Origin of the sequence: Azospirillum tabaci, assembly GCF_014596085.1 — a bacterium.
Taxonomy (GTDB): domain Bacteria; phylum Pseudomonadota; class Alphaproteobacteria; order Azospirillales; family Azospirillaceae; genus Azospirillum; species Azospirillum tabaci.
In genome coordinates this window covers 140,896-165,516 of record NZ_JACCJY010000007.1, presented here as the reverse complement: position 1 = coordinate 165,516, position 24,621 = coordinate 140,896, and the positions used below count along the sequence as shown (strand labels likewise).

The window sequence follows — 24,621 nt, the reverse complement described above, 5'->3', positions numbered from 1 at the left end:
TCAAAGGATTGAGAAGGCGTCTCCCCCTCGGGAAAGGGCTTATCGTTATGTTGCAGTGCACAATGTAGGGCAGCGCCACTGCCCGGTCAAGGCTGGTCCGCTTTTTGTCCATCGCTCCCCGGCCGGGACAGGGGCTCAGTCCCCGGCCTGGCTCAACGGATTGTGGTTCAGAAGATCCTGGATGGCGCTTTGAAGCTGCCTCGGGGTGACCGGCTTGCGCACCACGGCCAGCCCGAGCGCCGCCGCGTCGCGGTCGCAGTCGGTGCCGATCTCGCCGGTCAGGATGATCGCCGGAATCGACGATCCGACGAACCCGCGGATTTGCACGATGGCTTCCGTCCCGATCCGGCCGTTGCGCAGCCGGTAGTCGGCAACGATCAGGTCCGGGCGGCGGTCCAATCCGCGCAGCCGCTCCATCGCCTGCTCGGCGGATCCGGCGATGGCCACCTCGTACCCCCATTCCTGGAAGATGGTCCGCAGCCCCATCAGGACGATGACGTCGTCCTCGATCAGAACGGCCAGCCGCCCTTCTCCGGATGGGGTGGCCTCGGCTTCGGGGGCAGGAAGGGGGACGGTCGGGGCGGTGGCGCGCGGCGCCTCGATGGAGAAGACCGACCCATGGGCCGGTTCGGAGCGAACCGACACCGGATGGTTCAGCAGCCTGGACAGCCGTTTCACGATGGCGAGTCCCAGGCCGAGGCCCTGGCTGCGGTCGCGTTCCGGGTTGCCGACCTGATGGAATTCCTCGAAGACCTTGGTCTGTTGCTCCGCCGAGATGCCGATTCCGCTGTCCTGCACGGTGATGCGGATCATGCCGTTCTGGGCTTGGCAGGACACGCGGACATAGCCCACCTCGGTGTAGCGGATGGCGTTCTCCACCAGATTGCGGAGCATCCGGCCGAGCAGCAGCCGGTCGCTGCGCACCGCCAGATCCAAGGCGGGGGGGACCACTGTGAACTCCAGCCCCTTGCTGGCGGCGATGGGGACATAGGCGGCCTCGATCTCCTCCAGCATCGGGCGCAGGGGAACCGTGCCAATCTGCGGAGTGATGACGCCGGCATCCAGGCGCGACACGTCCAGCAGGCTGTCGAGAAGATTTTTCAGCGTCTCCAGCGCGCGTTCCAGCGACGCCAGCGGGGCGCGGCCCTTGTCGGGATCGACGTGGCGTTGCAGGACGCCGGCGAACAGCAGGGCGGATTGCAGCGGCTGGCGCAGGTCGTGGCTGGCCGCGGCCAGGAACTTCGACTTGGAGACGTTGGCATCGTCGGCCTTGGCCTTGGCGTCGCGCAGGGCCTCCTCCATCGCCTTGCGCCCGGTGATGTCGATGTTCAATCCGCTGAGCCGGACCAGGCGTCCGTTTTCGTAGACGGGGCGCCCGATGGCCATGATCCAACGCACCCCATCGCGCGGATGGAGGATGCGGAACTCCCCCCGGTAGTCGGAACGCCGGGCCTCCAGCACGTCATTCAGAATCCGGCGCATCGAGTCCCGGTCCGCCGGGTGGACCAGATCGAAGAAGCTGTCCTCGTTGGGCGTGAAGCTTTCCGGGCTGACGCCGTACAGCCGGTACATGCCATCCGACCAGGCCAGCGTCCGGTCGCGCTGGTCGAAGTCCCAGATTCCGGCTTCCGACGCGGTCAGAGCAATGGTCAGCCGCTCCTCGCTGCGGCGCAGCGCCTCCTCCAGCGCCTTGCGCTCGGTGATGTCGAGGTTCAGGCCGCTGAAATGCAGAGGCGTGCCGTCGGGACCATAGTTGACGCGCCCGATCGAGGAGACCCAACGGACGGCGCCGCCGGGCTGGATGATCCGGTATTCCAGCCGGACGTAGGTCTGCTGCTTGGCAAGGATGTCCGACTGCGCCTTCAAGGTGGCGATGTCGATATCGTCGGGGTGGACCACCGACCGCCAAACGGCGCTTGTCGCCTCGTGCACGGCGGGATCGAGCCCGAAGATGCGGTAGGTTTCCTCCGACCAGTGGCCTTGGCCGGACGTCAGGTCCCAGTCGAAGGAGCCCGCCATGGCCGATTCCAGAGCGAGGCTCAGCCGGTCCTTGCTCTTGCGCAGATCGTCCTCGGCCTGACGCCGCCGGGTGATGTCCAGCAGATAGACCGACATCCCGTTCGCGTTGGGAAAGGCCCGCATCCAGAACCAGCGCCCGGTGCGCATGCCTCGGAACTCGGCGTCGGTGGGCACCTGCTCGGCCATCGCCTGATGGGCCTTGTGCCACAGCGGCGTGTCGACCAGTTCCGGAAAGGCATCCCACAGCGACCGGCCGCGCAGGTCGCGGCCCTGGGCGACCAGGGAAACCGCCTTGTCGTTCAGGTAGGTGAAGCGCCAGTCGCGATCCAGTTCGATCACGCCGTCCACCGTGCTCCCGAGCACCGCCGCCATGCGCAGCGCGTTGCTGCGCGCCAGCTCATGCGCGCGCAGGAAGCGCCAAAGGCTCCAGCCCGCGGTCAGCCCGGCGAACAGGAACAACCCGGCGAAGATGACGAGCGTGCGCCGGGCCGCCGCATTGACCGGCCGCATGGATTCGTCCTTGTCCAGGCTGACATGGACGTAGAGGTTCGGAACACCGGCGGCCAGCGGCGACACCGCGGTGATCCGCATCCGGCCATCCGACCCAGGCGCTTCGACCACGCGCCTCTCGCCCCGCTCCAGCAGAGCCTGATAGGGAGTGTGCAGCGGCCTGCCGACGGTGCCCGGTATTTCCGGCTGGTGCGCCAGCACGATGCCGGAGCGGTCGGCGATCACCACCTCCGCGTCGTCCGGCAGGCTCTTTTCGCGAAGGAACAGGTTCAGCCACGTGGTGTCGAGGAGCACCGTCACCACCCCCGCCGCTGCGCCGTTCTCATCCTTGTAGGCCAGGGCGAAGGGGATGGAGGGGCGCCCTGTGGTGCGGGAGGTCAGGGTGGCCCCGTTGGTCTGCTCCCCGGTGGTCAGCGCCTCCCGCCAATAGCTGCGGTCGGCGACCGAAAAGCCACGCGCCTGCGGTTCGGTGGAGCACCAGATGATCCCGGAGCGGTTGCTGACGCTCACCGCCAGATACGGGGGAAACTTCCCCTTGATCCGAAGAAGCGTATCCTGGCAGGCCGTTGGGGACAGCCGCCCTAAGCCCATCTCTGTAAGGGCAACCAAAACGTGTCCGATATCGTCGGCGATGCGCTGCTGTTCGGACTCGACCTGATCCAGAAGCTGCATCGACTCCAGACGGATTTCCGTTTCCCGGGACTTGCGCAATTCCAGGATGTTGTGCACTTCGAAGGCGATCAGTGGTAACGCAACCACAAGGAAAAGAATCGACAACCGACGCGCCGACCATCCAGGCCGCTGGTCCGGCTCGCTGGTCTTCACCCGTATCCCCCTACTCCACCTTTCCGCGGGCAAAGATTGCCAGAATACGATGGTGATTAAAACAGGCTGTCCGTTCTATCCCAATCGCCCTTTCTCCTTTTCTTCGCAGGGCTGTCAGGATACCAGGGCAGTGTAACCGCAGGTGGCTTCCGCCACGGCGGCCAGCCGCAGCACCGCAGCGTCGGACAGGCGCGGGCCGGCGATCTGGAGCCCCACCGGAAGCCCGCCGCTCTCCGTCAGCCCGCAAGGGACCGAGCAGGCGGGCGCGTAGCAGTGATTGAACAGCGGCGTGAAGACCGCGTGGCCGCGCGGCGTCACCGGACGCCCGTCGATGGTGGCAGGGCCGAGCCGGTCGAACGGCCATGCGGTGACCGGCGTCGTCGGGCAGACCAGCAGGTCGTAACGCGTGAAGAGGGCGGCCAGCGCGCGGTACGCCTCCTCCCGCAGATGCAGGGCGCGGGCGACCTCCGCGCCGCTGGTGCGCAGGCCGGCCTCAATCTGCTGCCCGATGTCCGGGTCGAACAGCTCCGGCGCGGTACGGTAGCGTTCGCCGTAAAGCGCGGCGAGGCCGGCGAACTGGAGGGGCATCAGGCCGCTTTCCCCGGCTCCGTCAGGCCAGACCGGGTCCGCCTCCTCGACGATGGCCCCCGCGTCGGCAAGGCGGTGGACGGCGCGCTCTACGCAGGCCGCGACCTCCGGATCGACCGGGGCGTCCAGCCCCAGCCGCCGGCTGTAGGCGACGCGCAGGCCCGCCGGGTCGGGATTGGCGGCGGCATGGGCGAAGGGGCTGGACAGGACCACGGATTGCGGGTCGCGCGGGTCCGGTCCGGCCAGCGCGTCGAGCATCAGCGCCACATCGGCGACGGAGCGGGCCATCTGGCCGATCACCGAGTTGCCGAACACCGGTTCGGCGAAACCGACGGGGTGGGGGACGATTCCGGCCGACGGCTTCATGCCGACCACCCCGACATGGGAGGCGGGCCGGCGCGTGGAGCCGCCGCCGTCGGTGCAGAGCGCCAGCGGTCCCAGACCCGCCGCCACGGCGCTGGCCGCCCCGCCGGAGGAGCCGCCGGGCGTCAGCGAGAGGTCCCAAGGGTTCCGCGTCGGGCCGTGGAGGAGATTGGTCGTCACCCCCTTGCAGGCGAACTCGGAGCAGTTGGTGATTCCGGCGAAGACGGCGCCCGCGGCGCGCAGCCGGGCCACCGCCACCGCGTCCTCCGGCGCCACGAAGTCCTCGAACAGCCGCGATCCCTGGCGGACCGGCTGGCCGCGCACCCAGATGTTGTCCTTCACCGTGAAGGGCACGCCCAGCAGGGGCAGCGCCTCTCCCCGCGCGGCGCGCGCGTCGGCGGCCCGCGCCTCTGCCCGTCCGGCCTCCGGGTCGAGATGGACGATGGCGTTCAGCCGCGGATTCTCCGACGCGATCCGCTCCAGCAGGTCGTCGTAGAGGGCGACGGCGCTGACCTCGCGGGCGGCGACCTGTTCGGCGATCCGGCGGGCGGTCATCATGCGCATGGGGTGTCCTCGGCAGCGGTGGAAAGGACCGGGGTGGGGGCCGGAGGAAGGGGGACGACCAGTGCCGCGGCGCCGGCCAGCGCGGCGGCGGCGGCGGCCAGATAGCCGGCGGAATAGCCGAAGCCCCCCGCGACCAGAAGGCTGAACAGCGCCGGTCCGGCGACCAGGCCGGCGTAGGCGATGGCAAGCATGCCCCCCGTCGCCTCGCCCGCCCGGCCCGGCGGGGCGAGACGGGCGACCTCCGCGACGAACAGGCCGTTCCAGCCGCTCGCCGACAGGCCGAAGGCCGTGCAGACGGCCAGGAAGGCGGGCACCGGCCAGCCGGGGGAGGCGATGGCGACGAGGGCGGCGGCCACGCTCATGGCGACGCCCAGCCCGGCGAGGATGACGCGGGGCGGCGCCCAGCGCGTCGCCACGAGGCCCCAGCCGACGCGCCCCACCAGCCCGGCGCCCTGCGCCACCGCCAGCGCCGTCCCGGCCAGCGGCAGGCTCCAGCCCAGGATCGTCACCGCGAAGCTGACCAGGAAGCCGTTCAGGCAGAGCTGCATGGCGGAGAAGGCGCAGACCGCCATGGCCAGCCGGCGCAGCGCCGGCTCCCCGGCGACCAGATCGAGCGCGCGCTTCAGCGTGCCGCGGCCGGCGGGGCGGGGGGCGGCGCGGTCGTCGCCGTCGTGGCGGCGGGCCAGCGGCTCCAGGGCGAGCGCCAGCACGGCGGTGGCGCCCGCCACCGCCAGCAGGCTCGCCTGCCAGCCGAAGGACAGGACCAGCAGCGGCACGGCGAATCCGGCGGCCATGCCGCCGAACTGGTTGCCGGTCTGGCGCAGGGAGAAGACCAGCGGCCGCTTCTCCGGCGGGGTCAGCCGGGACAGCAACTGCGTGCTGGCCGGCGTCTCCGGCCCGAAGGCGAAGCCCAGCGCCAGCGCCCCCAGCAGGAAGGCGGCGGGAACGGCGCTGGCCGACAGCAGCGCGGCCCCGGCGGCGGCGAGCAGGCAGGCTTGGCAGGTGCGGATCGCCCCCCAGCGCGCGATCAGCCCGCCCGCCCCCAGCGACGCGGGGATGGCGGCGGTGAAGACGACCGCGGTATAAAGGCCGAGCAGCCCCGGATCGACCCCAAGGTCGGGCGCCGCCTGCGGCGCGATCACCGGGATGGCGAAGAGACACAGCCCGACGAACGCCTGAACCGCCGCCATGGCGATCAGAGGCAGCAACCAGACGTTCATGGGGACTCCACAAGGAAAGGGACGGGCCGATGGCCGGCGGGATTTCGTTGCATGCGGTGGATGTGGCGCGCGGGGTGCCCGCCGAGGGGATGCGGGTGGAACTCTATGCTTTGCGGAACGGACAGCGGGACAGGCTAGCGGAAAGCCGTTTGTGTGCCAATGGTGCGCTTGACCATCCGGTGGTCGGCGGCGCGGGCGTGACGGCGGGCGTCTACGAGGCGGTGTTCCACATCGGCCCCTGGCTGCGCGCGCAAGGCGTGGGATCGGCGGAGCCGGCCTTCCTGGAGGAGGCGCCGTTCCGCTTCACCGTCACCGACGTGGCGCAGCACTATCATCTGCCGCTGAAGTTCACCCCCTGGGGCTACTCGCTGTTCCGGGGAGCGTAAGCTAGCGGAGCTGGCGCGACAGGCCGGCGACCCGTTCCATCACCACCATCGCCAGGACGGTGACGGCGATCAGCACGCCGGACACCGCCGCGGCGCGGACGTCCAGGCTGTTTTCCAGGATCTGCCACATGCGGATGGGCAGCACCTCGTTGCGGGCGTCGGCCATGAACAGCGACACCGGGATGTTGTCGAAGCTCGACATGAAGGCGATGAAGGCGCCGGCGCCGATGCCGTTGCGGATGGTCGGCAGCGTCACCCGGCGGAAGGTGTAGAGGCGCCCGGCCCCCAGGCTCTCGGAGCTTTCCAGGAGCGCGGGGTCGAGCTGGGCGAGGCTCGCCAGCGTGGTGCGCAGGACGTAGGGCACGCTGACCACGATGTGGCCGATCGCCAGCGTCAGGAAGGACAGCTCCACCCCCGCCGTGCTGAAGAACACCAGCGAGGCGAGGCCGAAGGCCAGCGCCGGCAGGACCAGCGGCGACATGAACAGCGCGTCCAGCCCGCGCGCCCAGGCGCGTTGGCTGCGTCCGATGGCGAGCGCTGCGGCGGTGCCCAGCACCACCGACACGGCGGTGACCACGGCGCCCAGCTTCAGGCTGACCAGCGCGGCGTCCTGGAGCTGCCACGCGTCGATCAGCGAGGCGTACCAGCGCAGGCTGTAGGACGGCGGCGGGAACTTCAGCGAGTAGCCGTCGGTGAAGGAGGTGACGAGCACCACCAGCGTCGGCGCTGCCAGCAGCAGCAATGCCGCACCGGCGAGCGTGCCCATGACGAGGCCGAAGGAGGCGCTTCCCAGGGTCGGGCGCTGCATGTCAGGCATGGACGTACCCCTTGCTGGCGCGGCCAAGCAGGTTGAACAGCATCACCACACCCAGCACCGACACCATGAAGACGATGGAGATGGCGGCGGCGAAGGGCCAGTTGTGGAGCGTGATCGTCTGTTGATAGATGTATTGCGGCATGAACAGCATCTGCCCGCCGCCGACCAGCGACTGGGTGATGAAGGCGGTGACCGCGGCGGCGTAGGTCAGCAGGCACCCCGCGACGATCCCCGGCAGGCTCAGCGGCAGCGTCACCTTGAGGAAGCCCCGCCACGGCCCGGCGCCCAGAGCCGCCGAGGCATCGAGCAGATTGGGGTCGAGGCGCGACAGGGTGGTGATGAGCGGCAGCACCATCAGCGGCATCTGCACCTGCACCAGAGCGGCGACCAGACCGCCTTCGGTGTAGAGCAGGCGCAGCGGTGTCTCCGCCAGCCCCAGCGACAGCAGCAGGTTGTTGACGATGCCGTCCCGCCCCAGGATGACGATCCAGGCGAAGGTGCGCACCACGACGGAAGTCAGCAGCGGCAGGATGATGACCAGGATCAGCGCCGACTGCATCCGCGGCCCGCTGCGGGTGTAGAGCCAGGCCAGCGGGTAGCCGAACAGCAGCGTCAGCGCCGTGACCTTCACCCCCAGCAGCAGCGTGCTGCCGAGCACGGCGAGATTGAAGGCGTCGCCGAAGAAGCGGATGTACTGGTCCAGCCCGAACCGGGTCATCTCCGCGTCGGCGTAGAGGCTGACGGCGACCAGCAGCAGCAGCGGCGTCACGAAGAACACCGCGAAGAAGGCGGCCAGCGGCAGCGCCAGCGTCCATTCCCGCCCGATGCGGGGCCGTGCGGCGGTCGCGGGTCCGGCGAGGCCGGGGGCGGTGATGGCGGTCATGGGGTGGGGTCCTGTGGGGGAATGGGGAGTGGCCGCGCCGGGCCCCCCTCCCAGCCTCCCCCCGCTTCGCAGGGGGAGGAGAAGAGCCCTCCCCTGCGAGAGCGGGGGAGGGTTGGGTGGGGGCCCGTTTCCCGCGCTTAAACCTTGATTTCCTTGTTGAACCGCTCGATCCAGCCGGCGCGGTTCTGGTTGATCACCGACCAGTCGTGGAACACGAAGGAGGCCTTCAGCTCCTCCTGGTCCTTGGCGATCATGCGGGCGATATCGCCGTCCATCTGCACCTTCGAGTTCGTCGGGATGACGTAGAAGGGCGCCTGCATCAGCTTGGTCTGGACCTCCGGCGCCATGGCGGATTCGATCAGCGCCGCCGCCAGCTTGGCGTTGGGCGAGTTCTTGGTGATGTGGGCGGTGGTCAGGAAGGCGATGGTGCCGGTCTTCGGCTTGGCGAACTCCACCGGCACGCCGCGGGCGCGCAGGATCTGGATGGCGTTGAAGTTGCCCGGCGAGATGTCGATCTGGCCCTGTTGGAAGAGCGTGGCAAGCGCGCCGGGGTTCGGCGCCACGGCGCCGAGGTTCGGCTGAAGCTCCTTGAGCGCGGCGAAGGCCGGCTCGATGTCGTTCTCGCCGCCGCCACGGGTCTTCGCCAGCTCGACCATGAAGGCGGTGCCGAGCGTCGAGTTCATGTTGGTGATGCCGACGCGGCCCTTGTACTCCGGCTTCCACAGGTCGTCCCAGCTCGTCGGCGGGGTCTTGACCTTTTCCGGGTTGTAGGTGATGCCGACCGCCTGGAAGAAGATGCCCGGCCCTTCGGGCAACTGTGCCACCGGCAGCAGGTCCTGGTAGTTCTTGCTGTCCGCGACGGGGAAGGGGGCGGCCAGATCCTGGCCGATCACCGACAGGCGCGGGCCGGGGTCCATCAGCATCACGTCGATCGGCGGGTTCGCCTTGGCGGCGGACACCTTGGCAATCATGTCCACCGACAGCATCGGGTCCAGCGCGATGTCGGCGTTGCCCGTGGCCTTGCGGAAATGCGGGACGATGACGTCGCGGTGGGCTTCCTCCCAGCTTCCGGTGAAGGTGGCGAACACCAGCTTGCGCGCCTGCGCCCAGCTCATGCCGGGGAACAGGGACATGGCGCCGAGCGTGAGGCCGGCGGCGAGGATCTGGCGGCGGTCGAGGGTCATCGGCAGGCACTCCAGGGGGGAGGAGAGGAGAGGGATGGGGTCAGGCGCCCGCGGGAACGGCGAAGGCGCGGCAGGTCTGGGGGGAAATGGGCTGCAGCCGGACCGCCGTGCCGGGCGCGCGCAGAGCGGCGCCGGCGACGCGCGGCTCGGTCACCTTCACCTGCCCGCCGTCGGCGGTGCGCACCTCGTAGACGACCACAGGGCCGAGCGGCAGGGCGAGTTCCACGGTGCCGGCGATCTGCTGGGGCGCCGCCTCGGTGGCGAGCCGCAGATTCTCCGGGCGCACGCAGAGGATGGCGGGGTCGCCGGCGGTCAGCACGGCGTCGGGGGTGACGGCGGAGAGCACAGTGCCGGCCTCCAGCGCCACCTCGGCGACGCCGCCGGAGGTGCGGACGACGCGGCCCCGCAACTGGTTGGCGCTGCCGACGAAGCCGTTGACGAACAGGGTCTCGGGGCGGTCGTAGACGTCTTCCGGCGTGCCGAACTGCTCCAGCTTGCCCCGGCTCAGCACGGCGATGCGGTCGGCCATGCTCAGCGCCTCCTCCTGGTCGTGGGTGACCATGATGGTGGTGATGCCGAAGCGGCGCTGGAGCTGCTTGATCTCGATCTGCATGTCCAGCCGCAGATTCTTGTCGAGCGCGGCGAAGGGCTCGTCGAGCAGGAGAATGCTCGGCTGGATCGCCAGGGCGCGGGCCAGCGCCACGCGCTGCTGCTGCCCGCCGGACAGCTGCTTGGGGAAGCGGTCGCGCATGGCGTCCAGCTTCACCAGACCCAGCATGGCCTCAACCCGCGCCCGCACCGCGTCGCGTGCGGCACCCCGTGCCTCCAGCCCGTAGGCGACGTTCTGCGCCACGGTCATGTGCGGGAACAGCGCGTAGTTCTGAAACACGATGCCGACGCCACGCCCGGCGGGCGGCAGGCTGTCGACCACCCGGTCGCCGATGACGACGCGGCCCAGCGTCTGCGCCTGGAAACCGGCAAGGATGCGCAGCAGCGTGGTCTTGCCGCAGCCGGATGGCCCCAGCAGCGCCACCAGCTCGCCCGCCTTGATCTCCAGCGTCACGTTGTCCACGGCGGTGGAGGCGCCGAAGCGGTGGGTGATGCCGTCCAGCGTCACCGCGACGCCCGCGGGCACGGCGGAGTCCTCCTCGGCGGGCTGCGGGGCCGGGTGGCGGTGTGAACGGGCGGACTGGAGTGCGGCCATGGGGCGTATCCTGGTGGGGCGCACCGGCGGGGACCCCCGGTGGCGCAGCGCAGGACACGAGGGTAGCAACCCGCGTGCCACTCCGGCGCGTTCAAGGACGGTCCGGTCCTGGCTTCCCACATACTCTGGTGTTCGCCCGGACAGCCCTGTTCGGGCGCGGCGCGAAGCTGGGCACTCTGCCCGCCAAATGTGCCTAAAATTTGAACAGGGCCTGGATCGTGGTCATGATGCCTGAAGCATGTGCAAAGCGGTGTGGTCAAAGGGGAGAGGATTGCGCCTTGAGGTCATGACACAACTCCGTGTCGCCTTCGGCGCCGCGACGGTGTCGCCACGCTTGCCTGGGGTCCTGCCGTTCAATGCGAATCTGGACGGTTGCTATCTCCCCTGTGACGACGGGTATGAGGATCTGACTTCCGTGATCGCCAAAGCGGATGACGTGACCCTGGAGGCGATCGGGCGCAATGCGGCGGACGTCTTCGAGCGCGCCTGCACGCCGGCCCGGCTGGTCGAATGGGTCGAGCGCTGCATCCATGCGCATGAGCGCTGCAATTGAAGGGAGCCTCGTGGCGTCGTTGCGATCCCAGGTATCGGGAGCGACCGGTCGGCGAAGCTGAGCGGCCAGTGGCGCAAAGCGGAACAGCCCGCGGGCGGTGGGTGCAAACACCAAGCTGGCGGACGAAGCGTTCGGCGGGCTCGGGATTGCCGGTCCGGCACGGTGCTGCAAGACGGCGTGGATATGTGCCGGGCGTCGGCGCGGGGCCGCTGTGCACCCTCCGCCGAGCGATTGCCAAGGCGGATACACCGTGCCACGGTGCGCCGCACGCGAAACCAGAGTGGGACGAGGCGGTGGCGTCGGGCGGGATGCGCGATCTTCGATTGGACTTTTTCCGCGGGCTGGCCCTGTGGTTCATCTTCGTGGACCACATTCCGGGCAACCAGATCGCCTGGGTGACGATGCGCAACTTCGGTCTCAGCGACGCGACCGAGGTGTTCGTCTTCATTTCCGGTTACACGTCGGCGCTGGTCTATTCCCGAATACTGGACCAGCACGGCTGGCGGTTCGCCGCGGCCAAGGTGCTGGACCGCTGCTGGACGCTCTACATCGCCTATCTTTTCCTGTTCATCGCCTTCACGGCGCAGGTCGCCTACACCGCGCGGGTCTTCGACAACCCGCTGTTCACCGAGGAAATGGGCATCGCCGGATTCTTCGCCGATCCCGCGGTGTCGCTGGTCCAGGCGCTGGCTCTGAAGTTCCGTCCGGCCAACCTGGACATCCTGCCGCTCTACATCGTGCTGCTGTTGTCCCTCCCTGTGCTGCTGCCGGTGCTGCGGCGCTGGCCGCTGGCCCTGCTGGCCGGGTCGGTCACGCTCTACGCGGCGGCGCGCGTCCTGGACTGGAACCTGCCGACCTATCCGGACGGGGGCGTCTGGTTCTTCAACCCCTTTGCTTGGCAACTCCTGTTCGTGCTGGGAGCCACCATGCAGCGGCTGCCCAAGGTGGCGGCGGCGCTGACGAAGCGCCGGGGGACGCTGCTGTGGCTGGCGGGGGGGTATCTGTTCGCCTCGCTGCTGCTGGTGACCTCCTGGCAGATCGCGCCGATGGCCGCGCTCATGCCGATGTGGCTGGCGGAGATCCTCTACCCGATCAGCAAGACCGACCTCGACCTGTTGCGGCTCGCGCATTTCTGCGCGCTGGCCTACGTCGTCCTCCAGATCGCGCGGTTCGACAGCGCGTGGCTGCGCTGGCCGGCGCTGGCCCCGGTGATCCTGTGCGGGCGGCAGTCGCTTCAGGTCTTCTGCCTCGGCATCTTCCTGTCCTTCGCCGGCCAGACCGTGCTGAACCACTGGTCCGCCTCGCTTTTGGCCCAGTTTTCGGTCACACTCGTCGGCATCGCCGTGATGGTGGCCGCCGCGCGGGTGCTGACCTGGTATCAGTCCGTGGGACGGCCGCCGCGCCAACCGGCGTCCGCCCCGCCCGCGGCACCTGCCGCTCCACTGGCCCCTGCCGCCCCAATGGCCCCTGCCAAGGACCCGAGCGCATGACGCGCGCGACCGTCTTGACCCTGGCCGTCCTTGCGGGACTGACCGCTCCTATCTCCGCAGGCATCGCTCACGCGGCGCCGGAGACGCCCGCCGATCCCTGCGCCGTTCCGGAAACCGTCTACACCGTCGATGGCGCCCTGCCGCGCGCCTGGGAGCGGCTGAGGCACGGCGGCGCGCTGCCCATTCTGGTGCTGAATTCGGCAAGCTCGCGCTCCGACACCGCCTATCCGGCATTGCTGGAAAAGGAGCTGGCGGCTCGGCTGCCTGACCGCAAGGTCAGCGTGACCGTCCGCAACGCGCCGGGGGCGACCGCGCAGGAAATGCTGCCCGTCCTGAACCGGGAACTGGCCTCCTCCTCCGCCTCCCTGCTGGTCTGGCAGGTGGGGACGGCGGACGCCATGCGGAACATCGGACCCGACAGCTTCGGGGAGGCGCTGGGCCAGGGCATCGCGGCGGCCCAGGGGCGCGGCGCCGACGTGATCCTGATGGACATGCAGTACAGCCCGCAGACGGCGCAGCTCATCACGTTCCAGCCCTACCTGGACTATATGGAGTGGGTGTCGCAGGACAGCGACGTGGTCCACTTCCCCCGTTTCGAGATGATGCGGCATTGGTTCGAGGACGGCCGCGTCGGCTTCACCCCCGATTCCAAGGAGGAAAAGCTGCAGGCCTACCAGTTCGTCCACCGCTGTCTCGGCCGCATCCTGGCCGACACCGTGTCCACCATGATCGACCGTGCCGGGAGACCCGCTCCGTGATCGGCGTCCACGCCCCCCGGACCCGTGGCCGGAGGGCCGCCGTCCTCTCCGCCGCCCTGCTTTCCCTCGCTCCATTCCTCGCCGGCCTGACGGCCGGGCCCGATCCGGTGAAGGGGGCGGCCTGCGCCGTGTCCGTTCAGACGGCCGACCTTGCCGGGCCGCTGCCGCGCAGCGCGCGGGCGCTGACCGCCGGTGGGCCGCTGCGCATCGTCGCCATCGGTTCCTCCTCCACGGCCGGGGCGGGTGCCAGCAAAGCGGAGCACAGCTACCCGGCGCGGCTGGCCGAGCATCTGGGGGCGCGCTACCCTGGTCTCGCCCTGACCGTTCTCAACAAAGGCGCCAACGGGGAGACCGGGCCCGACATGCTGAAGCGATTCCAGCGCGACGTGCTGGACGAGGCGCCCGATCTGGTGATCTGGCAGGTGGCGGCCAACACCGTCCTGCGCGGCGACGATCCCGACGCGGCGGAACAGGTGATCCGCAGCGGTGTGCGGATGCTGAAGGACGCCGGTCTGGACGTCGTGCTGATGGACCTGCAATACGCCCCGGCCATGCTGGCGAAACCCCGGCACGAGGAGATGGAGGCCCGCATCGCCCGCGTCGCGGCGGAGGAGGGTGTGGGCCTGTTCCACCGCTACGCGGTGATGCGCCAGTGGGTGGAGACGCGGCAGGCCGCCATGAGCGATCTGGTCGGGCCGGACGGCATCCACCAGAACGACTTCGGCTACGACTGCGTGGCCCGCACGCTGGCCGCATCGCTGCACGACGCGCTCAATTTGCGGACCGCGGGGACGGTGTCCGGGCGTCCGTGAGGGGCCGCCGTTACATCCCCTCCGGCCAGCGATGGCGGAACCCCAACTCCCGCTCCAGGAAACGGGCGCAGCGCAGCAGCCGGTCCTCCTCGTAGGGGCGGGCGATCAGTTGCAGGCCGATGGGCAGGCCGTCCGCCGTCCAGCCGCAGGGAATCGACAGGCAGGGGAAGCCGACCAGCGACACCGTGTAGGTGATCGCCAGATAATCGATGATGGTCGACAGGCGGAAGCCGTTGATCTCCGTCACGTCGCCCTGGGCGTTGGGGAAGGGCGGCACGCTGGCGCTCAGCGTCATCAGGATGTCGTGGTTGCGGAAGAAGGCGGCGAAGCGGCGGTAGAGCGCGCTGCGCTGGGCCTCCGCCCGCAGATAGTCGGCGGCGGTCAGCCCCTTGCCCCGCGCGATGTTCCAGGCGACCGACGGGCTCAGCCGGTCGCCGTCCTGCTCCAGCGTCCGGCCGTAGGTGTGGAAGATGTGCGCGGCGCGCAGCGTGCCGAAGGCGGCGCCGGCCTCCCGGCAGTCGGGCGTGGCCTCCACGAACTCCCCGAAACGGCCCTCCAGCCCGCGCATCACCGCCTCGAACCGCTCGGCCAGCCCGAGGTCGATCAGGGCGGAGCCGAGGTCCGTGCTCCAAGCCACCCGCAGCGACATCGGGTCGAGGGCGTCGAGGTCCGGCACCGTCCATTCCGGCACGGGGAGGGAGGTCGGGTCGCGCGGGTCCGGTCCGCTGACGGTTGCCAGAGCCAGCGCGGCGTCGGCCACGTCGCGGGCGAGGAACCCTTGAGTCGCCAGCCCGTCCCAGGCCAGCGCGCGGCCCGGGCTGGGGATGCGTCCCGGCGTCGGGCGCAGCCCGACCACCCCGCAGAAGCTGGCCGGCGTGCGCACCGAGCCGCCGAAGTCGGTCCCCTGGGCCAGCGGCACCAGCCCGGCGGCCACCGCGACAGCACTCCCGCCGCTCGACCCGCCGCTGGTCTTGTCGAGGTCGTAGGGGTTGGCGGTCGGGCCGCACAGCTCGTTCCCGGTGATGGCGCCGAAGCCGAACTCCGGCGTGTTGGTCTTGCCGACGACGATGGCGCCCGCCGCCTTCAGCCGGGCGACGCTGAGGTCGTCGGTGTCGGGGATCAGGTCGGCGTAGAGGGTGGAGCCGTAGGTGGTGCGCAGCCCCGCCGTCAGCGTCAGATCTTTGACGCCCACCGGCACACCGTGCAGCGGGCCGAGCGGCGCCCCCGCCTCGACCCGCCGGTCGGCCTCCTCGGCGGCGAGTGCGGCGTCGGGGGCGACGGTGATGAAGGACTTCAGCCCGCCGTCCAGCGCCGCGATGCGCTCCAGGCTCGCCGCCACGAGGTCGCGCGCCCGGAAGCGGCGGTTGCGCACGCCTTCCGCCATCTCGGAGGCGCTGAGGCGGAACAGGTCGGGTGTGCTCACGGGCAGGGTCTCCGGTTGCGGCGGGCCGAGTTTAGAACGGCAGAACGGGGGCCGGCGAGCCCTTGGGTCGCGCCGGGGCGGGCAGGCCGCAGGGCAGGAATTCGCCGCGGCCCGGCTCGGCCAGCAAGGCGCCGTCGCGGCAGATCACGTCGCCGCGGGAGAGCGTGACGACCGGCCAGCCGGTGACCTCGATCCCCTCATAGGGCGTGTAATCCACATTGTGGTGCAGGATGCCGTTGGTGATGGTGACCGTGCGCGACGGGTCCCACAGGGCGATGTCGGCGTCCGCCCCCACCGCGATGGTGCCCTTGCGCGGGTGCAGGCCGTACATGCGGGCGGGGTTGGCGGCGGTCAGCTCGACGAACTTGGTCAGCTCCATCCGGCCCTTCATCACGCCCTCGGAGAACAGCAGAGGCAGGCGCGTTTCCACGCCGGGGATGCCGTTGGGGACGCAGCGGAAGGACGCCTGTTCGCCATGGACCTTCTTGCCGCCCGGCCCGTCGAAGCGGAAGGGCGCATGGTCGGAGGAGAAGACCTGGAAGGCGCCGCCGGTCAGCCCATCCCAGATCACCTTTTGGTTCGCAGCGTCGCGCGGCGGCGGCGAGCAGATGCACTTGGCGCCCTCGAACCCCTCACCGCCCAGGTCGTCGGCGGTCAGGAACAGGTACTGCGGGCAGGTCTCGGCGTAGATGCGCAGGCCGCGCCCCTGCGCCCAGCGGATCTGCTCCACCGCGTCGGCGCCGGAGACGTGGACGATCAGGATCGGCACGTCCACCAGCTCCGCCAGGGAGATGGCGCGGTGGGTGGCCTCGCGCTCCGCGACGCGGGGGCGGGAGACGCCGTGGAAGAACGGCGCGGTCTGGCCGGCGCGCTCCAGCTTCTCGGTCAGCCAGGCGATGCAGTCGGCGTTCTCCGCGTGCATCATGACCATGGCGCCCTCGGCGCGGGCGATGTCCAGCACCTCCAGGATCTGGCGGTCGTTCAGCTTCAGCGCGTCGTAGGTCATGTAGATCTTGAAGGACGTGTAGCCCTCGCGGATCAGCGCCGGCAGCTCCTGGCCCAGCACCTGCTCGGTGGGGTCGGTGACGATGAGGTGGAAGGCGTAGTCGATCAGCGGCTTTCCGGCGGCCCGGCGGTGATAGTCGTCCACCGCGGCGCGCAGCGTCTTGCCCTTCTCCTGGCAGGCGAAGGGCAGCACGGTCGTGGTACCGCCGAAGGCCGCCGAGCGGGTGCCGGTCAGGAAATCGTCGGCCATGACAGAGTCATCGCCGGTCGGCTGGTCGAAATGGACGTGGCCGTCCACCCCGCCCGGCAGGACGAGCAGGCCGGCGGCGTCAATCTCCTCCCGCCCGGCGGCCAGCCCCTCGCCCAGCGCGGCGATCCGACCGCCGCGCACGCCGACGTCGGCCTTGAACACGTCCGACGCGGTGGCGACCGTGCCGTTGCGGATGACCAGATCGAAGTTCATGGCAAACCCTCACGTTGAATGACCCGTTTGTTCCCTCTCCCCTCCGGGGAGAGGGTTAGGGTGAGGGGGCAGCATGGGCGAAAGCCCATGCCAGGGGATGGCGAAGGGGCAGTATGCCCCTTCGCGGTGCGCACGCGCACCGGCCCCCTCACCCTCCCCGCCGCTTGCGCGACGGGTCCCCTCCCTCTCCCCGGAGGGGCGAGGGCATTTTCAGGCCTTCAGCCATGCAACTCGCGGAACAGGCTGCCCCAGCCCGCGACGCGGCGGGTGTCCACGCCGGTCATGCGCAGCGCCTTCCACACCACCGTGGACACCGTGTCGTACACGGGGATGCCCAGCGCCTTCTCCATGCGCTCCGCCACCGGGGCACCGCGCATGTTGGTGCAGATGATGGCGATGGCCTCCGGCTTCGCCTCCGCGACCTCCAGGCACATCCGCTCGATGGTCTCCTCGGTGACCTCGGAGAAGGAGAAGTTGCCGCGATCGTTCAGGTGCCGCTCCGCCACCACCTCGAAGCCGGCGGCGTTGTAGTTGGCGACCATCTTGTCCTGGATCTCGTCCAGATAGGGGCTGACGATGGCGAAGCGCTTGCGCCCGGTCGTCTCCAAAATCTCGTTCAGAGCGAGCATGGAGGTGCAGGCGGGAATGCCCGTCTCCGCTTCGATGGAGGCGCACAGCTTCTCGTCGGCCGCGAAGCCCAGCCAGCCGGCCGAGGTGCCGTTCCAGCCGATCACGTTCAGCCGGGCGTCGGCGAGCAGCCGGGCGGCGTCCAGGAAGGGCGCGTCGGTGAACTGGTCCAGCGCCGCGGCGCGCAGGGAAATCTCCTTCACCGTGAAGCGCCCGAAATGGGCGGTCACCTCCGGCAGGCCGCTCAGCATCGCGGAGGTGACGGGCTCCAGCACCGTGTTGGAGGAGGGGGTCAGCATGCCCAGAAGGACGCGGTTGCTCATATCCATGGTTCTCTCGGTCAGGCGCGCGCCCACAGCGCGCGGGCGGCCTTGTCGGCCTCGGTGCAGATCTCGTTCAGGTCGGCGCGGACGGGGCGCCCGTCCTCGACCAGCGTTTCGCCGTCCACCAGCACCATCTCCACGTCGCGGCCCTGCGCGGTGTGGACGAGCGTGCCGAGCGGGTTCATCAGCGGGCGCAGATGCGGGCGTCGGGCGTCGAAGACCACGAGGTCGGCCAGCTTCCCCACGGCCAGCGTGCCGATCTCGTCGGCCATGCCGACCGCCTGTGCGCCGCCCAGCGTCGCCATGCGGAAGACGTCGGCGGGCTGCCAGGCGGCGGTGACCCCGCCCTGCTGGATGCGCGCGGTGGCGAGCGCCCAGCGCATCGCCTCCACCATGTCGCCGTGCTGCGTGTCGGTGCACAGCGCGAGGTTCACGCCGGCATCCTTCAGCTTCGGCGTCGGCGCGAGCCGGCCCGAGGCGGCGTTGCACTTCGGCACATGCACCGCGTGCGCCCCGGCGCGGGCGAGGCGGGCGATGTCGGCGTCCTCCACATAGAGACAGTGGGTGGCGAGCAGCCGGTCGTTCATCAGCCCGCACTCGTCCAGCAGTTCCGCCGGGGTCAGGCCGGTGGAGGTCTTCACCCGCTCCACCTCCACCCGGCTCTGCGCCAGATGGGTGTTCACGCGCATGGAGCGCGCCGCAGCCTCGTCCGCCAAGGTGCGCAGGAAGGCGGGGGAGCAGGTGTCCGGCGCGTGGGCGGCCATCTGCACGCGGATGCGCCCGCCGTTGGCGCCGTTCCAGCGGGCATGCAGGTCCAGCGTCCGCAGCAGCAGGTCGCTTCCGATGGCCGGGTCGAAGCGCCATTCGCCCTGGGCCACGCGGGCGAAATCCACGTCGTGGACACGCCAGCTCGCATGGACGCGCAGGCCGAGGTCGGCGATGGCGTCCAGCGTCGCGTCGGCGTGGACGAAATGGTCGCAGATCAGCGTGGAGCCGGACAGCAGGGCCTCCACCGCGCCCAGCCGGGCCAACGCGCGGGCTTCCTCCGGCGTGGCGTCGGTGCCCTTGGGCACGCCCGGCGTGTAGGAGGGCGCGAAGCCGAGATCGGCGGCCACGCCGCGCACCATCACCAGGACGGCGTGCAGATGCGCGTTGACGAAGCCCGGCGTGACCACCCGCCCCGGCAGGTGGCGGACCTCGACGGCGGCGGGAAGCCCCTCCGATGCCGGGGCGAGATGGACGATGCGCCCGTCGCGGATGCCGATGGCGGCGTCGTCCACGACGCTGCCGATCGCCTCCCCGGTCAGGGCGGTGATGCCGGTCAGCAGCAGATCGAGCCGGCCGGTCACGCGACGGCGGCCTGCCGTTGCTGCATGCCCTCCTCACGGATCAGGTTGAGGATGTGGCGCTTGTGGTCGTTGAAGCGTGGGCCGGTGGTGTCGCGCGGGCGCGGCAGATCGAGCGCGATCAGCTCGCGGATGCGGCCCGGACGGCTGGTCATCACGGCGACGCGGGTGCCCAGCACCAGCGCCTCGTCCACGCTGTGGGTGACGAAGACGACGGTGCAGCGCTGCTTTTGCCAGATGGCGACCAGCTCCTCCTGCATGTCCATCTTGGTCTGGGCGTCGAGCGCCGCGAAGGGCTCGTCCATCAGGATGACCTGCGGGTTGAGCAGCAGGGCGCGGGCGATGCCGACGCGCTGGCTCATGCCGCCCGACAGCTCCGCCGGGAAATGGTTCTCGAAGCCGCGCAGGCCGACCATGTCGATGTATTCCTGGGCGGCGTCGCGCCGGTCGGCCTTGCGCCAGCCCTTCAGGCGCAGGTGGAAGGCGACGTTCTCCCACACCGGCAGCCAGGGCATCAGGTTGGCCTGCTGGAAGACCATGCCGCGGTCGGCGCCGGGGCCGTCCACCGGCTTGCCGCCCACCGTCACGGTGCCCTCGGTCGGCTTCTCGAAGCCGGCGATCATGTTCAGCAGCGTGGACTTGCCGCAGCCCGACGAGCCGAGCAGGCAGAGAAACTCGTTCTTCTCCACCGACAGGCTGACGTTATCGATGGCCAGCAGGTCGCGCTTGCGCTTGGCGTCGCGGAAGATCTTGGTGATGTTCTGAAGGTCGATGGAAGCCATCGCTCAGCCCTCCCGGCTCTGGAGCGTGGAGCCGTGCTGCCAGTGCAGCGCGGCGGACATCAGGACTTTGATGAGCGCGTCGGTCGCGTAGCCGAGCAGGCCGATGCTGGCCATGGCGGCGAGCACGAGGTCGTAGCGCAGGAAGTAGTAGCTGTCCCACAGCACGTAGCCGAGGCCGCTCTTCACCGCGACCATTTCCGCCGTCACGGTCAGCATCCAGGCGGCGCCGATGCCGATGCGCAGGCCGGCGAAGATGCTGGGCAGCGCCGCCGGGAAAACGACGTGGCGCAGCAACTGCTGTTCCGTGGCGCCCATCATCGAGGCGGCGCGGATCAGGTTGCGGTCGGCGGTCTTCACCCCGTGAATGGTGTTCATCAGGATCGGGAAGAAGGCGCCCAGGAAGACCAGGAAGATGGCCGGCTTGTTGGCGATGCCGAACCAGATGATCGCCAGCGGAATCCACGACACCGGCGGCACCGGGCGCAGCATCTGGATGGTCGGCTCCACCGTCCGCTCGACCCAGCGCCACCAGCCGATGGCGATGCCCAGCAGCACGCCGCTGACCACCGCGATGCCGTAGCCGGCGGCGACGCGCGTGGCGCTGGACAGGGCGTCGGCGAACCAGCGGCCGGTGTTGCCCTGCGAGGTCTCGTCGAAGCCGAAGATCCAGTCGCCCCAGGTGTGCAGCACCACCGACGGGGCCGGCAGCAGGGCCGCCGGCAGGAAGCCGGACCGGGAGAACACCTCCCAGGCGGCAAGGATGAAGAGGGGAACGACGGCGCGCTCCCATGATTTCGACAATGCCGTCATGGCCCGGTTTCCCTGTCCCGTCAAAAAAACAATCGTGATGTAAAAGGCGCTCTTAGAAGCCCAGCTCGCTCTTCGGCTTCTTGGTGACGGCTTCGAGGAAGGTGTAATTCAGGTTCTTCTCCGCGGCGGCGGTGACGTCGTTGGAGATGTACTTCAGCTCGCGCATCATCGTGGCGATGGCCAGCGTGCTGTCCTTGTGGATGGCATAATCCGGGGAGGCGTTCTTCAGCGCCTCGCTGGCGACGGCCTTGTCCATGCCGGTGTATTTGTTGATGACGTCCACCCACACGGTCTGGTCGGACTTCAGCTTGTCGACCAGGGCGACGACCGAGCCGACGGTGGCCTCGACCGCCTTCGGGTGGTCCTTGATGACGTCGGAGCGGGTGACGATCAGGTTGGTCAGGTTGCCGGCGGCTTGATCATAGGGCAGGGCGAAATGCGTGCCGACGCCGGTCTGGCGGATCTGCGAGGCGAAGGGCTCCACCGTGCAGATCACGTCGACCTCGCCGCGCTGGAGGGCGGCGGCGTGGTCGGACGGGTTCGGGATGTTGATGAACTGCACGTCCTTGTTGACGTTGATGCCGTGCTTCTGGAGGGCGCCGCGCATGTGGATGTCCTGCGCGTTGCCGCGGGACGCCGCGACGCGCAGCGGCTCGCCCTTTTCCTTGCGCTCGGCGATCAGCTTTTTCAGCCCGTCCCAATCATCGGCCTTCAGGGTGATGCCCTTGCCGACGACGATCTCCGACCCACCGTTCACCTGACCGGATACGGCCACCACGTCGAAGCCCTTATCGAGCGCCGTGATGTAGTGCAGGTAGGTGACTTGGGCCATGTCGATGCTCTTCGACACCAGCGCGGTCAGCACGTCGTTGCCGGAGTTGAAGTTGATCGCTTCGATCTCCACGCCCTTGGCGAGTTCCGGGGTCAGCGCCATCGGCAGGCAATGGGCGCATTTGGCGAAGCCCAGCTTCAGCTTCTCCGCGTCGGCCGCCTGGGCGGTGGCAGCGGCGGAGAGGGCGAGGAAGGCGGCGGTGACGGTCGTCAGGGTGAGGGACCGGAACGTCATGAAAGGAGTGCTCCCGATGCGGTTGCGTCCCTGAACCTTTCGCAAGGTCCGTGCCAGATTGTATACAATATTATAACCGCCAATTTATTGGCTACTTTCAGCCGTTTAGGGCATAGTAACGGCGGGTGGCCGCACGGGAGCGAGGCTGCCTTAATTTTGGGCATGACGCACCATTTCGGTATGCATGCCGAATTATGAAGCACTTTCGGGGGTGGTGGGTCAGGATGGACAGGATCAAGACCATGAAGGCGCCGGCCCGGCCGATCCGCCGCGCGACGCTGCATCATTCCGCGGTGGAGGAACTGCGGGCGATGATCCTGGACGGGGAGCTGCCGCCCGGCGTCCGCGTGCCGGAGGTGCAGCTGTGCGAGCAGTTGGGGATCTCCCGCACGCCGCTGCGCGAGGCGCTGCGGGTCCTGTCGTCGGAAGGGCTGGTGGAGCTTCGCCCGCACCGCGGCGCCATCGTTGCTCCGGTGGACCCCGGCGAGATCGGCGCGATCTTCGAGGTGATGGATGCGCTGGAGCGGCTGGCCGGGACGCTCGCCTGCCGCAACGGCTCGGACGCAGAGTTCGCGAAGCTCGACCGGATGCACGACCAGCTCGTTACCCAGCACGAGGCGGGGGAGCGCGCGGCCTACTTCCTGACCAACCGGCAGATCCACACCCAGATCGTCGCCATGGCCCGCAACCCGGCGCTGGACGCGACCTATGCAGGCTTCGCCGCCAAGATCCTGCGCGCCCGCTCGCTCGCCAATTACGACACCGGCCGCTGGCAGGAGTCCGTGGACGAGCATGAGGGCTTCATGAAGGCGTTCCGCCGCCGTGATGCCGAGGAGGCCGGCGCCTTGCTGGCCGATCACAGCCGCCGCACCGCGGTCGCGGTCATTCAGGCCTTGCGCCAGCCGTCGGTTCAAGAGGGCGGGGCGGTCACCGATGCCGAGCCGATGGACGTGGAATGATTCGTTCGATTAAGGCTTGAATTATGCTGCACTGCAGAATATATTAGTTCCACTGACGCCTTTTCGGGCGTTTCCTCCCTAGACTCAGGCCGCCGGAGCAATCCTGGCGGCCTTTTTCTTTGCGCGCCGGGCAGCCGTTGTCCCAATGCGCCGCAGCAAAAAAACCGCAATGTCTGGTGGAAAGCACGACCCTGAAAGTGAAACACGCTGCCGCCGTCAAAGCCCTGCGGGGGTGCTGGGGCTTGAGGCATGCAGCGTGTTGCATTGTGTGCGCGCCTTTGTTTTTGTGCGGCGCGCCCCTGCTTTCACGGACTACCGAGTCCTCCCTAGACTCCGGCCTGACGCTGTTCGCAGCGCTACGAAAGATAGACCATACGTACCCGCATGATGTCAATGGGCATGGCGGCCGGAGGAGTATATTTTTCAGCCTATGACCTTGCGGCGCGGCCCGCAGGCTCCAAGCGAATCGGGACATGATCGACTGCAAACGTAGGATCAGGCCGATCGCAGCGCGTACCATCGCCTTCTTGGTTCACGTCATGCCCGCCGGGCATCGGAACCGACAATGCGGAGGAAGCACCATGGCCGACGAACGGAACCCGAACCAGATGGGCAGCCAGGACGAGCGGAAACAGGGGCAGCAGACTCAGGACAATCCGAAGAACCGGCAGCAGGGGCAGGACCAGGCAAACCGGCGGCAGCAGGACATGGACCTTGATCGGGACGAGAAGGGCGGTCAGCAGCGCTGACCTCCACGTCGCGCGGAGGCGGGACATGATGTCCCGGTCCGTGCGACGGGTTTGCGGCTTACTGGTTTTTTCGGCATACACTGGGGCGGCCGGTCGGTCGCCCCTTTTCGTGTGGGCGGTCCGGCTTCCGCTGGGACGAGAGGACGGACCATGACCTACTGCGTCGCCCTGTATCTCAAGGACGGCTTGGTGATGCTGTCGGACACGCGCACCAACGCGGGGGTGGACCACATCTCCATCTTCAGCAAGATGCATGTCTTCGAAGAGCCGGGCGACCGCATGATCGCCTTGATGACCGCCGGGAACCTGTCGCTGACCCAGTCGGTGGTCGCGCTGATCCAGGAGGGGGTGGAACTGGACGGCGAGGTCCGGACCATCTCCAGCGTGAACGGCATGTTCCAGGCGGCCCAGCTCGTCGGCGCCGCCGTTCGTCAGGTGTGGAAGCGGGACGGCCACGCGCTGAAGGAGCAGCGGGTGGATTTCGACCTGTCGATCATCCTCGGCGGTCAGATCCGAGGCGACCGGGTGCGGCTGTTCCACGTCTACGCCGCCGGCAACTTCATCGAGGCGACCGCCGACAACGCCTTCTTCCAGATCGGGGAGCACAAGTACGGCAAACCGATCCTCGACCGGGCGTTGACCCACAACACGCCGCTTGAGGAGGGGATGAAGCTGGTGCTGATCTCCATGGACAGCACGCTGCGCTCCAACCTGACGGTCGGGTTGCCGCTCGACCTGATGGCCTACCGCCGCGATTCGCTGAAATTGGAGACGCGGCGGCGGATCGGTGAGGACGATCCCTGCTTCAAGGAGATCAGCGACGGCTGGTCACAGGCGCTCCGCGAGGCCTTCCGCTCCCTGCCGCCGCCCAAGTGGGCCGATTGAGACTGGA

At 69.0% G+C, this 24,621-nt stretch carries 23 protein-coding genes; 9 read left to right on the top strand and 14 right to left on the bottom strand.

The window, feature by feature from the left end:
- Positions 1-135: 135 nt before the first annotated feature.
- Complete coding sequence (locus tag H0B54_RS11125; protein ID WP_188260347.1) at positions 136-3,039, bottom strand: PAS domain-containing protein; 2,904 nt, start codon at positions 3,037-3,039, stop codon at positions 136-138.
- Positions 3,040-3,141: 102 nt separating this feature from the next.
- Between H0B54_RS11125 and H0B54_RS11120 the strand changes: the two genes are divergently transcribed.
- Positions 3,142-3,279 carry a hypothetical protein gene (locus H0B54_RS11120; protein ID WP_188260346.1) on the top strand — a complete coding sequence of 46 codons (138 nt, stop codon included), beginning with the start codon at positions 3,142-3,144 and terminating at the stop codon, positions 3,277-3,279.
- 189 nt (positions 3,280-3,468) lie between these two features.
- Here H0B54_RS11120 and H0B54_RS11115 read toward each other — a convergent pair whose 3' ends face one another.
- Both H0B54_RS11115 and H0B54_RS11110 read right to left on the bottom strand, forming a co-directional pair.
- A complete protein-coding gene (locus tag H0B54_RS11115; protein WP_188260345.1) occupies positions 3,469-4,869 on the bottom strand; it encodes an amidase in 1,401 nt (466 codons plus the stop codon).
- Positions 4,860-6,089 (bottom strand): MFS transporter, encoded by a 1,230-nt coding sequence (locus H0B54_RS11110; protein ID WP_188260344.1) that lies wholly within the window; start codon positions 6,087-6,089, stop codon positions 4,860-4,862. The genes H0B54_RS11115 and H0B54_RS11110 overlap by 10 nt, the downstream gene beginning before the upstream one ends.
- A gap of 29 nt (positions 6,090-6,118) precedes the next feature.
- Between H0B54_RS11110 and H0B54_RS11105 the strand changes: the two genes are divergently transcribed.
- A complete protein-coding gene (locus H0B54_RS11105; RefSeq protein WP_188260343.1) occupies positions 6,119-6,475 on the top strand; it encodes a hydroxyisourate hydrolase in 357 nt (118 codons plus the stop codon).
- A 1-nt stretch (position 6,476) separates the two neighbouring features.
- On the opposite strand, the gene H0B54_RS11100 is transcribed toward H0B54_RS11105, so the two are convergent.
- The 4 genes from H0B54_RS11100 to H0B54_RS11085 form a co-directional block, all read right to left on the bottom strand.
- Positions 6,477-7,292 carry an ABC transporter permease gene (locus H0B54_RS11100; protein WP_188260342.1) on the bottom strand — a complete coding sequence of 272 codons (816 nt, stop codon included), beginning with the start codon at positions 7,290-7,292 and terminating at the stop codon, positions 6,477-6,479.
- On the bottom strand, positions 7,285-8,175 hold the full coding sequence (locus H0B54_RS11095) for an ABC transporter permease (RefSeq protein ID WP_103039463.1): 891 nt from the start codon (positions 8,173-8,175) through the stop codon (positions 7,285-7,287). Before H0B54_RS11095 ends, H0B54_RS11100 begins: the two co-directional genes overlap by 8 nt.
- A 137-nt stretch (positions 8,176-8,312) precedes the next feature.
- Entirely contained in the window at positions 8,313-9,359 is a 1,047-nt protein-coding gene (locus H0B54_RS11090; protein WP_035679667.1) for an ABC transporter substrate-binding protein, read from the bottom strand.
- A gap of 40 nt (positions 9,360-9,399) precedes the next feature.
- Entirely contained in the window at positions 9,400-10,563 is a 1,164-nt protein-coding gene (locus tag H0B54_RS11085) for an ABC transporter ATP-binding protein (protein ID WP_211109312.1), read from the bottom strand.
- 286 nt (positions 10,564-10,849) lie between these two features.
- Here H0B54_RS11085 and H0B54_RS11080 point away from each other — a divergent pair, with 286 nt between their 5' ends.
- From H0B54_RS11080 to H0B54_RS11065, 4 genes are all read left to right on the top strand, one after another.
- Entirely contained in the window at positions 10,850-11,116 is a 267-nt protein-coding gene (locus H0B54_RS11080) for a hypothetical protein (protein ID WP_188260341.1), read from the top strand.
- 308 nt (positions 11,117-11,424) lie between these two features.
- Entirely contained in the window at positions 11,425-12,606 is a 1,182-nt protein-coding gene (locus tag H0B54_RS11075; RefSeq protein ID WP_211109311.1) for an OpgC family protein, read from the top strand.
- Entirely contained in the window at positions 12,603-13,364 is a 762-nt protein-coding gene (locus tag H0B54_RS11070; protein ID WP_188260339.1) for an SGNH/GDSL hydrolase family protein, read from the top strand. The genes H0B54_RS11075 and H0B54_RS11070 overlap by 4 nt, the downstream gene beginning before the upstream one ends.
- The gene (locus tag H0B54_RS11065; protein WP_188260338.1) at positions 13,361-14,176 is read left to right on the top strand and encodes a GDSL-type esterase/lipase family protein; all 816 of its coding nucleotides are present in this window, start codon (positions 13,361-13,363) and stop codon (positions 14,174-14,176) included. Before H0B54_RS11070 ends, H0B54_RS11065 begins: the two co-directional genes overlap by 4 nt.
- 10 nt (positions 14,177-14,186) lie before the next feature.
- Here the strand turns inward: H0B54_RS11065 and H0B54_RS11060 are convergent, their stop codons facing one another.
- From H0B54_RS11060 to H0B54_RS11030, 7 genes are all read right to left on the bottom strand, one after another.
- On the bottom strand, positions 14,187-15,599 hold the full coding sequence (locus H0B54_RS11060) for an amidase family protein (protein ID WP_188260337.1): 1,413 nt from the start codon (positions 15,597-15,599) through the stop codon (positions 14,187-14,189).
- A gap of 31 nt (positions 15,600-15,630) precedes the next feature.
- The gene (hydA, locus tag H0B54_RS11055) at positions 15,631-17,067 is read right to left on the bottom strand and encodes a dihydropyrimidinase (protein WP_188260336.1); all 1,437 of its coding nucleotides are present in this window, start codon (positions 17,065-17,067) and stop codon (positions 15,631-15,633) included.
- 218 nt (positions 17,068-17,285) lie between these two features.
- Positions 17,286-18,017, bottom strand: a complete 732-nt coding sequence (locus tag H0B54_RS11050) for a maleate cis-trans isomerase family protein (protein WP_188260335.1) — start codon at positions 18,015-18,017, stop codon at positions 17,286-17,288.
- Positions 18,018-18,034: 17 nt separating this feature from the next.
- Positions 18,035-19,366: an amidohydrolase family protein gene (locus H0B54_RS11045; protein ID WP_188260334.1), complete on the bottom strand. Its 1,332-nt coding sequence runs from the start codon at positions 19,364-19,366 to the stop codon at positions 18,035-18,037.
- The gene (locus tag H0B54_RS11040; protein WP_149649003.1) at positions 19,363-20,145 is read right to left on the bottom strand and encodes an ABC transporter ATP-binding protein; all 783 of its coding nucleotides are present in this window, start codon (positions 20,143-20,145) and stop codon (positions 19,363-19,365) included. Before H0B54_RS11040 ends, H0B54_RS11045 begins: the two co-directional genes overlap by 4 nt.
- Positions 20,146-20,148: 3 nt before the next feature.
- Entirely contained in the window at positions 20,149-20,955 is an 807-nt protein-coding gene (locus tag H0B54_RS11035) for an ABC transporter permease (protein WP_040136228.1), read from the bottom strand.
- A gap of 52 nt (positions 20,956-21,007) precedes the next feature.
- The gene (locus tag H0B54_RS11030) at positions 21,008-22,021 is read right to left on the bottom strand and encodes an ABC transporter substrate-binding protein (RefSeq protein ID WP_188260333.1); all 1,014 of its coding nucleotides are present in this window, start codon (positions 22,019-22,021) and stop codon (positions 21,008-21,010) included.
- Positions 22,022-22,245: 224 nt separating this feature from the next.
- Between H0B54_RS11030 and H0B54_RS11025 the strand changes: the two genes are divergently transcribed.
- The 3 genes from H0B54_RS11025 (at position 22,246) to H0B54_RS11015 (ending at position 24,614) form a co-directional block, all read left to right on the top strand.
- The gene (locus H0B54_RS11025; protein WP_246472466.1) at positions 22,246-22,980 is read left to right on the top strand and encodes a GntR family transcriptional regulator; all 735 of its coding nucleotides are present in this window, start codon (positions 22,246-22,248) and stop codon (positions 22,978-22,980) included.
- A 581-nt stretch (positions 22,981-23,561) separates the two neighbouring features.
- Positions 23,562-23,729 (top strand): hypothetical protein, encoded by a 168-nt coding sequence (locus tag H0B54_RS11020; RefSeq protein ID WP_172428473.1) that lies wholly within the window; start codon positions 23,562-23,564, stop codon positions 23,727-23,729.
- A gap of 150 nt (positions 23,730-23,879) precedes the next feature.
- Positions 23,880-24,614: a proteasome-type protease gene (locus tag H0B54_RS11015; protein WP_188260332.1), complete on the top strand. Its 735-nt coding sequence runs from the start codon at positions 23,880-23,882 to the stop codon at positions 24,612-24,614.
- The last annotated feature ends 7 nt before the right edge of the window (positions 24,615-24,621 follow it).

Excerpts from the sequence above, each read along its gene's own strand:
- H0B54_RS11040 (WP_149649003.1), bottom strand. The coding sequence starts at position 20,145 with ATGGCTTCCATCGACCTTCAGAACATCACCAAGATCTTCCGCGACGCC.
- H0B54_RS11035 (WP_040136228.1), bottom strand. The coding sequence starts at position 20,955 with ATGACGGCATTGTCGAAATCATGGGAGCGCGCCGTCGTTCCCCTCTTC.
- H0B54_RS11090 (WP_035679667.1), bottom strand. The coding sequence starts at position 9,359 with ATGACCCTCGACCGCCGCCAGATCCTCGCCGCCGGCCTCACGCTCGGC.
- H0B54_RS11030 (WP_188260333.1), bottom strand. The coding sequence starts at position 22,021 with ATGACGTTCCGGTCCCTCACCCTGACGACCGTCACCGCCGCCTTCCTC.
- H0B54_RS11085 (WP_211109312.1), bottom strand. The coding sequence starts at position 10,563 with ATGGCCGCACTCCAGTCCGCCCGTTCACACCGCCACCCGGCCCCGCAG.
- H0B54_RS11025 (WP_246472466.1), top strand. The coding sequence starts at position 22,246 with ATGGACAGGATCAAGACCATGAAGGCGCCGGCCCGGCCGATCCGCCGC.
- H0B54_RS11070 (WP_188260339.1), top strand. The coding sequence starts at position 12,603 with ATGACGCGCGCGACCGTCTTGACCCTGGCCGTCCTTGCGGGACTGACC.
- H0B54_RS11110 (WP_188260344.1), bottom strand. The coding sequence starts at position 6,089 with ATGAACGTCTGGTTGCTGCCTCTGATCGCCATGGCGGCGGTTCAGGCG.
- H0B54_RS11020 (WP_172428473.1), top strand. The coding sequence starts at position 23,562 with ATGGCCGACGAACGGAACCCGAACCAGATGGGCAGCCAGGACGAGCGG.
- H0B54_RS11050 (WP_188260335.1), bottom strand. The coding sequence starts at position 18,017 with ATGAGCAACCGCGTCCTTCTGGGCATGCTGACCCCCTCCTCCAACACG.
- H0B54_RS11115 (WP_188260345.1), bottom strand. The coding sequence starts at position 4,869 with ATGCGCATGATGACCGCCCGCCGGATCGCCGAACAGGTCGCCGCCCGC.
- H0B54_RS11015 (WP_188260332.1), top strand. The coding sequence starts at position 23,880 with ATGACCTACTGCGTCGCCCTGTATCTCAAGGACGGCTTGGTGATGCTG.
- H0B54_RS11100 (WP_188260342.1), bottom strand. The coding sequence starts at position 7,292 with ATGCCTGACATGCAGCGCCCGACCCTGGGAAGCGCCTCCTTCGGCCTC.
- H0B54_RS11105 (WP_188260343.1), top strand. The coding sequence starts at position 6,119 with ATGGCCGGCGGGATTTCGTTGCATGCGGTGGATGTGGCGCGCGGGGTG.
- H0B54_RS11095 (WP_103039463.1), bottom strand. The coding sequence starts at position 8,175 with ATGACCGCCATCACCGCCCCCGGCCTCGCCGGACCCGCGACCGCCGCA.
- hydA (WP_188260336.1), bottom strand. The coding sequence starts at position 17,067 with ATGAACTTCGATCTGGTCATCCGCAACGGCACGGTCGCCACCGCGTCG.
- H0B54_RS11080 (WP_188260341.1), top strand. The coding sequence starts at position 10,850 with ATGACACAACTCCGTGTCGCCTTCGGCGCCGCGACGGTGTCGCCACGC.
- H0B54_RS11075 (WP_211109311.1), top strand. The coding sequence starts at position 11,425 with ATGCGCGATCTTCGATTGGACTTTTTCCGCGGGCTGGCCCTGTGGTTC.